Source organism: Stenotrophomonas sp. AC248 (assembly GCF_979258185.1).
In genome coordinates this window covers 188602-200275 of the sequence record NZ_OZ409840.1, presented here as the reverse complement: position 1 = coordinate 200275, position 11674 = coordinate 188602, and the positions used below count along the sequence as shown (strand labels likewise).

Annotated in this window: 9 protein-coding genes; 4 read left to right on the top strand and 5 right to left on the bottom strand. The window is 67.6% G+C overall.

Annotated features, from left to right (window positions below; genetic code table 11):
• Positions 1-225: 225 nt before the first annotated feature.
• Entirely contained in the window at positions 226-744 is a 519-nt protein-coding gene (locus ACZ0AE_RS00860; RefSeq protein WP_038691161.1) for a c-type cytochrome, read from the bottom strand.
• A gap of 114 nt (positions 745-858) precedes the next feature.
• Positions 859-1464: a TetR/AcrR family transcriptional regulator gene (locus ACZ0AE_RS00855; RefSeq protein ID WP_137191313.1), complete on the bottom strand. Its 606-nt coding sequence runs from the start codon at positions 1462-1464 to the stop codon at positions 859-861.
• Positions 1465-1603: 139 nt separating this feature from the next.
• Between ACZ0AE_RS00855 and ACZ0AE_RS00850 the strand changes: the two genes are divergently transcribed.
• From ACZ0AE_RS00850 to ACZ0AE_RS00840, 3 genes are all read left to right on the top strand, one after another.
• A complete protein-coding gene (locus ACZ0AE_RS00850; RefSeq protein WP_038691165.1) occupies positions 1604-2767 on the top strand; it encodes an isovaleryl-CoA dehydrogenase in 1164 nt (387 codons plus the stop codon).
• Positions 2768-2776: 9 nt separating this feature from the next.
• Positions 2777-4387, top strand: coding sequence for a carboxyl transferase domain-containing protein (locus ACZ0AE_RS00845; RefSeq protein WP_038691167.1), 1611 nt, complete (start codon positions 2777-2779; stop codon positions 4385-4387).
• 63 nt (positions 4388-4450) lie between these two features.
• On the top strand, positions 4451-6439 hold the full coding sequence (locus ACZ0AE_RS00840) for an acetyl/propionyl/methylcrotonyl-CoA carboxylase subunit alpha (protein WP_463600159.1): 1989 nt from the start codon (positions 4451-4453) through the stop codon (positions 6437-6439).
• 31 nt (positions 6440-6470) lie between these two features.
• Here ACZ0AE_RS00840 and ACZ0AE_RS00835 read toward each other — a convergent pair whose 3' ends face one another.
• Positions 6471-7640: a putative peptide maturation dehydrogenase gene (locus ACZ0AE_RS00835; protein ID WP_448134802.1), complete on the bottom strand. Its 1170-nt coding sequence runs from the start codon at positions 7638-7640 to the stop codon at positions 6471-6473.
• A gap of 144 nt (positions 7641-7784) precedes the next feature.
• On the opposite strand from ACZ0AE_RS00835, the gene ACZ0AE_RS00830 reads away from it, so the two are divergent.
• Complete coding sequence (locus tag ACZ0AE_RS00830; protein ID WP_159498909.1) at positions 7785-8090, top strand: NHLP-related RiPP peptide; 306 nt, start codon at positions 7785-7787, stop codon at positions 8088-8090.
• A gap of 12 nt (positions 8091-8102) precedes the next feature.
• On the opposite strand, the gene ACZ0AE_RS00825 is transcribed toward ACZ0AE_RS00830, so the two are convergent.
• Both ACZ0AE_RS00825 and ACZ0AE_RS00820 read right to left on the bottom strand, forming a co-directional pair.
• Positions 8103-10613, bottom strand: coding sequence for a putative peptide modification system cyclase (locus ACZ0AE_RS00825; protein WP_448132735.1), 2511 nt, complete (start codon positions 10611-10613; stop codon positions 8103-8105).
• Between the two features lie 16 nt (positions 10614-10629).
• Complete coding sequence (locus ACZ0AE_RS00820) at positions 10630-11673, bottom strand: GGDEF domain-containing protein (RefSeq protein WP_448132734.1); 1044 nt, start codon at positions 11671-11673, stop codon at positions 10630-10632.
• Position 11674: the final 1 nt, after the last annotated feature.

Sequence of the window (11674 nt, the reverse complement as noted above, 5' to 3'; positions counted from 1 at the left end):
ACCCGCCAGCGACCGACGACGATGGTAGCAATGCAACGCCGCCACCGCCCGGGGGCGGTGGGTGCGCGGGGTTGGTGGACGACGTCGGATTACCGGACGACGGGGATCACCGGACGACGAGGGTCGGCAGACGTCGGTAGAGCCGACCGTTGGTCGGCTGCTCCGGGGTAGCCGACCAACGATGGGGTCCACGGGGCGTTACGGGCAGCCGACCAACGGTCGGCTCTACCGGAGGTTGGCCAGCATCCAGTCGACGGTGACGTGGATCTGCTCTTCGGTGAGCGCCGGGTTGCCACCCTTGGGCGGCATGATGCCGCCGTCCGGACCGGTGTAGCCCTCCAGCGCGTGCTTGTAGAGGGTGTCCTTGCCCTGGGCGATGCGCGCATCCCAATGGCTGTGGTCCAGGGTGGGGGCGTTGCCCACACCGTTGGTGTGGCAGGCGGTGCAGAGGTTGTCGAAGATCACCTTGCCGTCGGTGGTGCCGCCGTAGGCGACCTGCGAGGCGGCCTTGGCCAGCGCCGCGGCCTTGGCGGCGGCCTGCGCTGCCGCGCCCGTGCTGCCGGCATAGACCGCGCCAGCCGGGGCGATGCGCTGTTCGGTGCGCTTGGCCGCCATGGGCGAGACTTCAGCGGGAATGCTGGTGTGCAGGTATGCGGCGAAGACGATCAGGCCGAGCGTGATGGCCACCAATAATGCGATGACCATGGAAAAGCGTTTCAGGAACTCGAGGTCGTAATTCCGCACTCTCTTTACCCCTGGCTGGTAGTCGTTGGACCACGGCTTGTCGCCCGAGTATGACCAGCGTCAGCGGGGCTCTGCAAGCCGCCGCTTTCTATCGCAATGCAGCATGGCCCCGGCTCAGGCGCCGGCGGCCCGCAGGCAGAAAACGCAGATCGACTCCACCAGCAGGTCTTCGTCGCCGTGCGCGTCACGGCTGGGCGCGGTCGGCCCGACCAGCGCCTCGGTGAAGGCACCGACGATGCAGGCCGCCGCCACGTGCGTGTCCTGCGGCGGGAACGTGCCCGCTTCAATGCCCTCGGCAACGATGCGGCGGAACACGTCGCCGAACAGGCGGCGGCAGCGGATGCGCTCGGCCTCCACCTCCGGGTCGACCGGTTCGGCGATGAACGCATAGGCCAGCCCGGGGCCGGCCAGCGCGCGCCGCACGAAGGCGGTGATGGCCCGGCGCAGCCGCTCGGGCGCCGGCAGCGGCTCGGCGGCGATCGCCTCGAAGATGCGCAGCTCGTGCTCGACGGCGGCAGTGAGCACCTCGACGAACAGTTCGGCCTTGGACGGGAAGTGCCGGTAGATCAGCCCGGTGGACACCCCGGCCTCGGCCGCAACCGCGGTGACCGGTGCGTTGCGGTAGCCGCCGGCGGCCACCAGCGCACGGGTGGCCAGCAGGATCCGTTCACGGGCGCCTGCCAGGCGTTCTTCCATCAGTGCTGAGCGTTTGTAGGCCATTTGTTGATTCTATGTTCAATTTTTGAATTTGTGTTCACTTCTTCCGCGAACCCCGCTACGCTGGGCCATATCGCCCGCGGGACGGCTGGTGCCGTCCACCCCAACCGGCGCGCCCATCCAGCAGTTGCGGAGTCGCCCCATGCACGTTCCCACCATGAATTTCGATCTCGGTGAAGAGATCGACCTGCTGCGCCAGAGCGTGGCCCATTTTGCCTCGGTCGAGATCGCGCCGTTGGCCGCCCAGGCCGATGAAGAGAATCTGTTCCCGCATGCGCTGTGGCGCAAGCTCGGCGAGCAGGGACTGCTCGGGCTGACCGTGGAAGAAGAATACGGCGGCAGCGGCATGGGCTACCTGGCCCACGTGGTGGCGATGGAAGAGATTTCGCGTGCCTCCGGCGGCATCGGCCTGTCCTACGGCGCGCACTCCAACCTGTGCGTGAACCAGCTGCGCAAGAACGGCAACGAAGACCAGAAGCAGCGCTTCCTGCCCGGCCTGTGCAGCGGCGAGAAGGTTGGCGCGCTGGCCATGAGCGAACCGGGCGCCGGCTCGGACGTGGTGTCGATGAAGCTTCGCGCCGACAAGCGCGGCGACCACTACGTGCTCAACGGCAACAAGATGTGGATCACCAACGGCCCCGACGCCGACGTGCTGGTGGTCTACGCCAAGACCGACGTGGAGGCCGGCGCCAAGGGCATCACCGCGTTCCTGGTCGAGAAGGGCATGAAGGGCTTCTCCACCGCGCAGAAGCTGGACAAGCTGGGCATGCGTGGCTCCAACACCTGCGAACTGGTGTTCGAGGACTGCGAAGTGCCCGAAGAAAACGTGCTCGGCGCGGTCGGCGGCGGCGTGAACGTGCTGATGTCCGGCCTGGATTTCGAGCGCGTGGTGCTGTCCGGTGGCCCGCTGGGCCTGATGGCCGCGGCCATGGACGTGGTGATGCCCTACGTGCACGAGCGCAAGCAGTTCGGCCAGGCCATCGGCACCTTCCAGCTGATGCAGGCCAAGCTGGCCGACATGTACGTGGGCCTCAACGCCTGCCGTGCGTATGTGTATGCGGTGGCACGCGCCTGCGACCAGGGCCGCACCACCCGCCAGGACGCCGCCGGTGCGATCCTGTACTCGGCCGAGAAGGCCACCTGGCTGACCGGCCAGGCGATCCAGGTACTGGGCGGCAACGGCTACATCAACGAGTACCCGACCGGGCGGCTGTGGCGCGATGCCAAGCTGTATGAAATCGGCGCGGGCACCTCGGAAATCCGCCGCATGCTGATCGGTCGCGAACTGTTCCAGCGCACCAAGTAAGGGAAGGCCATGAGCGTATTGAGCAGCCAGCTGCAACCGGGCAGTGATGTTTTCGAGGCCAACCGCACTGCCCTGCAGGCGGTGGTCGATGACCTGCGCGCCACCCTGGCGCAGACCGCGCTGGGCGGCAGCGAAGCGGCCCGTGCCAAGCACACCGCACGCGGCAAGCTGTTGGTGCGCGATCGCATCGATGCGCTGCTCGATGCGGGCAGTGCATTCCTGGAGATCGCGCCGCTGGCCGCACACGGCATGTACGGCGACCCCATCCCCAGCGCGGGCGTGGTGGCCGGCATCGGCCGGGTGTCGGGCGTGGAGTGCGTGATCGTGGCCAACGACGCTACCGTCAAGGGCGGCACCTACTACCCGATGACGGTCAAGAAGCACCTGCGCGCGCAGGAAGTGGCCGAGCAGAACCGCCTGCCCTGCATCTACCTGGTGGATTCGGGCGGCGCGTTCCTGCCACTGCAGGACGAGGTGTTCCCGGACCGCGACCATTTCGGCCGGATCTTCTACAACCAGGCCAACCTGTCCGCACAGGGCATCCCGCAGATCGCCTGCGTGATGGGCAGCTGCACCGCCGGCGGTGCGTATGTGCCGGCGATGAGCGATGAAACGGTGATCGTGCGTGAGCAGGGCACCATCTTCCTCGGCGGTCCGCCACTGGTGAAGGCAGCCACCGGCGAAGTGGTGACAGCCGAAGAACTGGGCGGTGCCGACGTGCACACGCGCATCTCCGGCGTGGCCGACCACATGGCCGACAACGACCTGCAGGCGCTGGCCCGGGTCCGCGCGATCATCGCCCAGCTCAACTGGCGCAAGCCCGAGCCGGCCCTGGCCGTGCAGGCCGCGGTGGAACCGCGCTACCCGGCCAACGAGTTGTATGGCGTGATCCCCGCCGACACGCGCAAGCCGTACGACGTGCGCGAAGTGATCATGCGCCTCGTCGACGACTCGCGCTTTGACGAGTTCAAGCCGCGCTACGGCAACACCCTGGTGACCGGCTTCGCGCACCTGCATGGCTATCCGGTGGGCATCATCGCCAACAACGGCATCCTCTTCTCCGAGTCCGCGCTGAAGGGCGCGCACTTCATCGAACTGTGCACCCAGCGCGGCATTCCGCTGGTGTTCCTGCAGAACATCACCGGGTTCATGGTGGGCCGCAAGTACGAACACGGCGGCATCGCCAAGGACGGGGCCAAGCTGGTGATGGCGGTGGCCTGCGCCAAGGTGCCCAAGTTCACCGTGGTCATCGGCGGTTCGTTCGGCGCCGGCAACTACGGCATGTGCGGCCGCGCCTATTCGCCCAACTTCCTGTGGATGTGGCCGAACGCGCGCATCGGCGTGATGGGCGGCGAGCAGGCTGCCAGCGTGCTGGCCACGGTCAAGCGCGACGGCATCGAGGCCAAGGGCGGGCAGTGGTCGGCCGAGGAAGAGGACGGCTTCAAGGCGCCCATCCGCGACCAGTTCGAACAGCAGGGCCATCCCTACTACGCCAGCGCGCGGTTGTGGGACGACGGCGTGATCGATCCGGCCGACACCCGCCGCGTGCTGGGCCTGGCGTTGTCGGCCAGCCTCAACGCACCGGCACGGAAAACCGACTTCGGCGTGTTCCGCATGTAAGGCACGTGCGGCACCGCTGGGTGCCGCCCCTTCTTCGCCATTGGCCCGCGCAACGAGACTCCCATGTTCACCAAGATCCTGATTGCCAACCGCGGCGAAATCGCCTGCCGCGTCATCGCTACCTGCCAGCGCCTGGGCATCGCCACCGTGGCGGTGTATTCGGATGCCGACCGCAACGCGCGCCACGTGCGCCTGGCCGACGAGGCCATCGCGATCGGCCCGGCGCCGGCCCGCGAGAGCTACCTGCGCGCCGACGCCATCCTGGACGCCGCCCGCCGCACCGGCGCGCAGGCGATCCACCCCGGTTACGGGTTCCTGTCCGAGAACGCCGGTTTCGCCCAGGCCTGTGCCGAGGCGGGCATCGTCTTCATCGGTCCGTCGGCCGATGCGATCCGCGCGATGGGCGACAAGAGCGCGGCCAAGGCGCTGATGCAGCAGGCCGGCGTGCCGCTGACCCCGGGCTACCACGGCGATGACCAGGATCCGCCGTTCCTGCGCGCCCAGGCCGACGCGATCACCTACCCGGTGTTGATCAAGGCCAGCGCCGGTGGCGGTGGCAAGGGCATGCGCCGCGTGGACGACAGCGCCGATTTCATCGAGGCCCTGGCCAGCTGCCAGCGCGAGGCGCAGGCCGCGTTCGGCAACGCGCACGTGCTGGTGGAGAAGTACGTCGAGCGCCCGCGCCATATCGAGATCCAGGTGTTCGGCGACAGCCACGGCAACGTGGTGTACCTGTTCGAGCGCGACTGCTCGGTGCAGCGCCGCCACCAGAAGGTGCTGGAAGAAGCGCCCGCGCCCGGCATGACCGCCGAGCGTCGTGCCGCGATGGGCAAGGCCGCGGTGGATGCGGCGCGCGCGGTGAACTACGTGGGCGCCGGCACGGTGGAGTTCATTGCCGCCCCCAACGGCGATTTCTTCTTCATGGAAATGAACACCCGCCTGCAGGTGGAGCACCCGGTTACCGAGTGCATCACCGGCACCGACCTGGTGGAGTGGCAGCTGCGCGTGGCCAGCGGGGAACCGCTGCCGCTGCAGCAGGACCAGCTGCAGATCCGCGGCCATGCGCTGGAAGCGCGCCTGTACGCCGAAGACGCCGACCGGGGCTTCCTGCCGTCCACCGGCACCCTGCGCCACCTGCGCCTGCCGGCCAACAGCGCGCACGTGCGCGTGGACGCCGGTGTCGAACAGGGCGATGCGATCACCCCGTTCTACGACCCGATGATTGCCAAGCTGATCGTGTGGGACGTGGACCGCGACGCGGCCCTGCGCCGCATGCAGCAGGCACTGGCCGAGTGCGAAGTAGTGGGCGTGACCACCAATGCGGCGTTCCTGCGCCGGCTGGTGATGACCGATTCGTTCGCCCACGCGGACCTGGATACGGCGCTGATCGAGCGCGAGCAGGCCGCTCTGGCACCCAGCGCCGATAGCGGCAGCCCGACGGTGTGGGCGCTGGCCGCCATTGCCGCGGTCGGCAGCCAGGCGCCCGCCAGCGTGGACGCACGCGATCCGCATTCGCCGTGGCAGCGGCAGGATGGCTGGCGTCTGGGCGCGCGCGCCCCGCATGCGATCAGCCTTGAATACCGCGGCACCGCGCAGGCGGTGACCGCGCTGGAACACGACGGCACCTGGTCGGTGACCGTCGGGGATGCGCGGGTGCTCGCCCACGGCGCGCTCGACGGCGACATGCTGCGCGTGCAGGCCGGCGATGCCCTGCACCGTGCCCGCGTGGTCCGCGACGGCAACGAGGTGTACCTGTTCGGCAGCGATGGCGCCCAGCGCTTCACCCTGCACGACCCGGTCAGCGAAGCCGACCAGGCCGTGGCCGATGCCGGCAGCCTGCTGGCACCGATGCCCGGCCGCATCGTCGCCACGGTGGTGACGCCGGGTACGAAGGTCAAGCGCGGTGCGCCGCTGCTGGTGCTGGAGGCGATGAAGATGGAACACACCCTGCAGGCACCCGCCGATGGCGTGGTGCAGGGCTACCGGGTCAAGGCCGGGGACCAGGTGGGCGATGGGGCGGTGCTGGTGGATTTCGAGGCGGACGGGGCCTGAGTTCCGCCTGCTGACCTCGCGATGGCGGCGATCAGGTCGCCGCTTGCCAGATGACCCCCGCCGGGTCGAGTTCGGTGGTGGTCATCTGTGCGGCACGCCAGCCGAAGCCGCAGACAGCGAGCACGCCTTCGGCGATGGTATCGAGCCTGAGCGCGCGTTCGAGGTGTTTTTCGTTGATGGCGCCCGTAATGAAAGCGCCCAACCCGGCATCGGTCGCGGCCAGGTAAAGCGTCTGGGAAAGGTGGCCGGCTTCCATGGCCACCACGCGGTAGCTCTTGGCATGTTGGCGATACTTCCAGAAGGTGCGATTGAACCGGGGCGCCAGCACCACCAGCACGTGCGCATCGGCGAACCAATGCTGCTGCCCCACGGCCTCCATGACAAAGTCGCGATCCAGCACGGCGTCCGCACCGACCGGCGCGATCTGGTGGCTGTCACTCTGGTAGTGGTAGATCCCGGGTGCGACGCCTTCGACATGCTGTACCAGCAGGTAGGCCTCGATCGGATGCAGTCCGCCCCCCGAGGGCACGTTCTTCTTGAGGAAGACGAGATCCTCGCCGACGCGCTGCTGCGCGGTGCTGCCGAAGGTCCGCTGCAGAACCTGGGCGAACAGCGCCAGCGGCAACGGCTGCCCGGTGTCGAAGTTCCGGCAGGTGACACGCCGTGCCAACAGGTCGTCGAAGCGGCCGCTGGGTGACCGGGGCAGTTGCTGGGGTGGGCCGCTCCCCTCGATTCGGGCGCACTCTGCGGGTGGAGCACCTAACGTGCGACGCATCTGGACCGCCGTTTCGGTCTCGGACTCCTTCATGTTCCGCACCGCGTCCACGCCGTCCCAGCGCGAGAATGCATGCAGCACCGCAGCAAGGGGATGCCAATGGGCCTGACGGAGCCGCGCGTCACGCGCGGCGTGCACCGGGTCAGCCGGGTCCTGGGCGATCACCAGACCGGCCGCCAGCAGTGGGGCAGCCAGCATGGCCTCGGCACTTCCTTCCTCCAGTGCGTGCCAGCGACTGGGACTCAGGCTGCCCAACCACGCCTGGGCGCGGCCGTCGACCCTGACCGGCGCGTCCAGGTGGGGTGCCAGGGCGTACCACGCCAGGTCACGTACCAGCCCGTCACCTCCCTGTAGAAGGCTTTCAAGACGGAACTCGATGGTTTCCCGTGGTTCCAGCACCAGTACCGCACACCGCCTGACCTGCATCTGCTGTTCCCCTTCGGCAACCCGTTCGTGTTCCACCATATCGATCCATCCGCCCACAACTTGATGGCGACTGCTCCAGATGCCTCAAGATGTGCCGGGCTGGGCCGAAACCAGCACATCGTCCCGACCATCCAAGGATCCGCCATGCCCTCGTTGAAGCTCGAACCCTCCGTCGCCCGGCACCTGGTTCACCTGTTGGCCACTGATGATGCATTCCGCCAGCAGTTTGCCACCGCGACCGAAGCGGCCCTGATCGCTGCGGGCCATGTCCCGGAAGATCAAACGTCGCTGGCAGAATTCGTCACGCTCTGCTGCGCCAACGTGCAGTTGGCCGACAAGGAAGCCATCGCGGCCGCCGAGGAGCAGATCGTGGCCATGCTCACCTGTGGCACCGCGTACACGGTTCCGATGCTCGAACACGGCCATGGCGGTCCGCGCACACTGCGCTGATGGTCCTGTCGATCACGGCCTTCCGCGCGCTGCCGCTGGCGGCAGCGTTGCGGGATCGCCCGCTATCCTGCGCACGTCCAGCACGTTGAGTGCCTGCAGGCAGTAGCTGCATTCCACCTCGGCGTAGGCGAGTCCCGCCTTGTCGCGCAGCCAGGTGGCGTGTTGAGCGACGCCGAGGGTATCGCCGGCATCCCGGGCGGCCTGCAGCGCCGATACCCGTACCTGCAGACGCGACTGCTCACCGATGTAAGGCGCAAGGTGATGCAAGGCGTCCTTTGGTCGCCCGTCGAGACGCAGGCGCTCGGCGGCCAACACCGCGTTCATTTCATCGACCAACCGGCTGGGTGGCACCCCTTTCAACAGCGCAATGCGCTCGGGGACCGCTTTGGCGAGCTGGCGATCGCCGAGCCTCAAGGCGACCAGCGCGGCAGCTTGGGTGGTGACGATCCGGTCGATGAGATCCACCGGCGGTATGTTGGCGATGTCGTCCAAGGGCGCTCGTGACGCTTCACGCAACAGCGCCAGCGCGGATGCGCGCCGACCGGCCTGCATGTGCGCCACGGCGAGCGGCACGTAGAAGTTGTAACGGTCCACACCGGTTTTTGTGCCGCTACGCGTCATTCCCCGCTGGGCCAGGCGCACCGCCGAGTCCGCATCGCCCTGGTCCAGTGCGACCGAGGCGCGGAACACATCTGCGTGGAAATTCCCTGCGGTGACGCGGTCAAGCAGAACGGCCGCGCGCGGATAGTCACGCCTGGCGGCTGCCACCGTCGCCTGCCGCATCAGTGCGCCCTCCCAGCCCGTAGCGGCCGCCTTGCCGGCCGCAACGTCGGCTGCGTCGTATTGCCCCAACGCCAGCAGGATGCGTCCGTACTGATCCAGGGCCACGGCAGGCAGGTCGACGTGACTCTCACTGACGCGATGTGCCAGCGGAAGTGCTTCGTTGAACCGGTTCTCCACGAACAGATTGAGTGCGGCGTTGTAAGTGGCCGGCAGGTAGTCCGGGTAGAGCTCGGCCATGCGCACCCAACCGTCGGTGGCGCGGCCCGGGTCGGTGATCTGCAGTGCCCAGTTGCGGACGTAGATTTCCTCGCGGCTGGCAAGATGGCTGGAACGCTGCTGTGCCTGCACCAGGGCCTTGGCCGCACTGGCGAAGTCGGCGCTGGAGAAATGCGCCCGGGTCTGCCCCAGCCACGCCAGGGCGAAGGCGTCGTCGATCTGTGTTGCCTGCTGGTAAAACGCCAGCGCGCCCTTGTAGTCGCCCCGCGCATAACGGCGTTGTCCCAGTGCATACGCGCGCAGCGCGTCGAGGCTGCTCGTGGTGACCTCGGGCAGGGGTTGGCTGTTGCGTTCGATGACGGCCACTTCCTCGCCCAGATCATCACGCAGCTGGCGCGACACGTCATCGATCGCATTGAGGACGGCGCCTTTCCTGGCCAGCGATGACCGGACGGCCAGCGTCTGTCGTGTCTGCGGATCCACCACCTCCACGGAGAACCGGGTGCGCCCCCCGACGGTCGCCACCACGGGCAGCAACACCAGCCGCGCACCGGATCGCACCGCGACGGTGGTGGCATTGCTTCTGTCCAATGGATCGGTTTCAGGCGACTTGCGCATCATCTCCAGAATGCGAGAAATGCGGTCGTCACTGACGACGTTAACGTAACGCGACTGCTCCAGGCTGATCCGGAACGCCTGGTCGAGCGCGTCATCGAGCATCACGTTGTTGCTCAGATTCTCAAGCTTGCCCACCACGACCCAGTCCCGCTCGGCGAACGCGATGGCCGGTTCGGGGCGCAGCAGCATCCAGGCACAGATGCCTACCACCAGCGCCAATGCCGCCTCCGCGGCAAGGGCCGTCGGCTGGCGCCAGAGCGGTATGTCGCGGCGGGCCTTTGCGTTTCCGCGTGGCATTCGCAGCGGGGCCGATCCGATTTCGCCCACCTCGAACACTTCCTGCCGGGTCGGTATGCCCTTGAATCGCCAGCGACCATGCGATTTCCACACCAGGCGCGTGCCCCGTTCGCCCAGCTCGCCCGCGGCCCGGTGGGTCAACGACTCGGCGCCGGCCGACAGCAGGAGCTGCCCGGGCCTGGCCAGGGTCATCAGACGCGCGGCCATGGGCTTGGCCAGGCCTTCCACCTCCACGGACTTGGCGCCTGCCTTGATCGCCTCGGGGCTGTTTTCCCAGGTCAAGACCTCGCCAACATGCAATCCGGCGCGGGCACGCAGAACGATCCCTCGCTCCTCGCCGATCGCCTGCAGGCCCCGCTGGTAATCCAGCGCGAACCCCAATGCGTCGATCGCACGATCAAACAACAGAAACAGGCCGTCAGAACGGTCAATCTGATGCCCGTTCCACAGTTGCTGCAACCCCAACACCAATCGGTCGTGATGCTGGAACAGTTCAGCCGCCGCCGCGTCACCGATGCGCTCCACCAGGACCATCGAGTCGCATAGATCGGTGAACAACAGCGCCCGCATCTGAGGGGCCTGGGTCGACGCTCCGTTGTCGCCGTTCATGCCGATCTTCCCCCGATCAGGGTGATGCGGTCGCGGCACGCGACCAGTGCAGCCGGTTGCCGCCCAGGCGCTTGGCCTGGTACAGCGCGTTGTCGGCGCGAGCGTACCACTCGCTCCAGTCGGTGTGGGACTCCAGCAGGCGCACCCCGATGCTGACCGGGCAGACGTGCGGCACGCCGTGGGCGCGGTCCATGAGGCCGTGCACCGCGCTTAGGATGAATTCGGCCGCGTGCTGCAGGCTGTCGGCGTTGGCCGTGCGCAGCAGCAGGCAGAACTCGTCGCCCCCCAGCCGGCAGGCCAGGTCCGCTTCGGTGGCCACCGAGCGCAGGATGTTGGCCACGCTCTGCAGGACCCTGTCGCCGGCCTGGTGGCCGTGCTCGTCGTTGACCTGCTTGAAGTGGTCGCAGTCGATCAGCAGCAGGCCCTGCGGCGCGCCGTCGGCATGGTTGCGGCAGTCCTGCAGGTACAGGGCCAAGCCACGCCGGTTGTGCAGGCCGGTGAGCTCGTCGGTCCGCACCAGTTCGCGGGTGTGGGTCAGCTGGTGGGTGGTGACGTACAGGTTGTCCAGCGCGGTTTCCAGGTCGTGGTTGCGCCGCCGCAGCTGGCGGATCAGGACCTGTTCGTTGCTGACCACGCGCATGATGGTACGGCGCAGGAAATAGGCCACCAGGCCCGGGTCACGGTCGACCAGGCGCTGGAAATCGGCGTTGCCCAGTTCCAGCACCACGCTGTCGGTTACCGCGCGCGCGTCGGCGCTGCGCGGATGGTCGCCGATCAACAGGCCCAGTTCGCCGAAGAATTCGTTGGGGCCGAGCGACTTCACCACCAGGTCGTCGCCGAAATCCAGCTCGATGCTGCCGCTCACGACCACATACATGGTGTCGCCGGCTTGACCGCGCTGGAACAGCAGGTCACCTTTGGTCAGGCATTGCTGTTTGCCGAATTCGGCGAACAGCGCGAACTCGGCGTTGCTCAGGATGGCGTGCACGATCTCAGCCATCGCGGTCTCGGCGATGCCTGGTTCCTGTTCGCACACAATCGCCGCAACCTTGCCGGTCATC

Bases quoted from the DNA above. Each gene is read 5' to 3' on its own strand.
- ACZ0AE_RS00855 (WP_137191313.1), bottom strand. From the start codon at position 1,464: ATGGCCTACAAACGCTCAGCACTGATGGAAGAACGCCTGGCAGGCGCC.
- ACZ0AE_RS00850 (WP_038691165.1), top strand. From the start codon at position 1,604: ATGCACGTTCCCACCATGAATTTCGATCTCGGTGAAGAGATCGACCTG.
- ACZ0AE_RS00845 (WP_038691167.1), top strand. From the start codon at position 2,777: ATGAGCGTATTGAGCAGCCAGCTGCAACCGGGCAGTGATGTTTTCGAG.
- ACZ0AE_RS00840 (WP_463600159.1), top strand. From the start codon at position 4,451: ATGTTCACCAAGATCCTGATTGCCAACCGCGGCGAAATCGCCTGCCGC.
- ACZ0AE_RS00835 (WP_448134802.1), bottom strand. From the start codon at position 7,640: ATGCAGGTCAGGCGGTGTGCGGTACTGGTGCTGGAACCACGGGAAACC.
- ACZ0AE_RS00830 (WP_159498909.1), top strand. From the start codon at position 7,785: ATGCCCTCGTTGAAGCTCGAACCCTCCGTCGCCCGGCACCTGGTTCAC.
- ACZ0AE_RS00825 (WP_448132735.1), bottom strand. From the start codon at position 10,613: ATGAACGGCGACAACGGAGCGTCGACCCAGGCCCCTCAGATGCGGGCG.
- ACZ0AE_RS00820 (WP_448132734.1), bottom strand. From the start codon at position 11,673: ATGACCGGCAAGGTTGCGGCGATTGTGTGCGAACAGGAACCAGGCATC.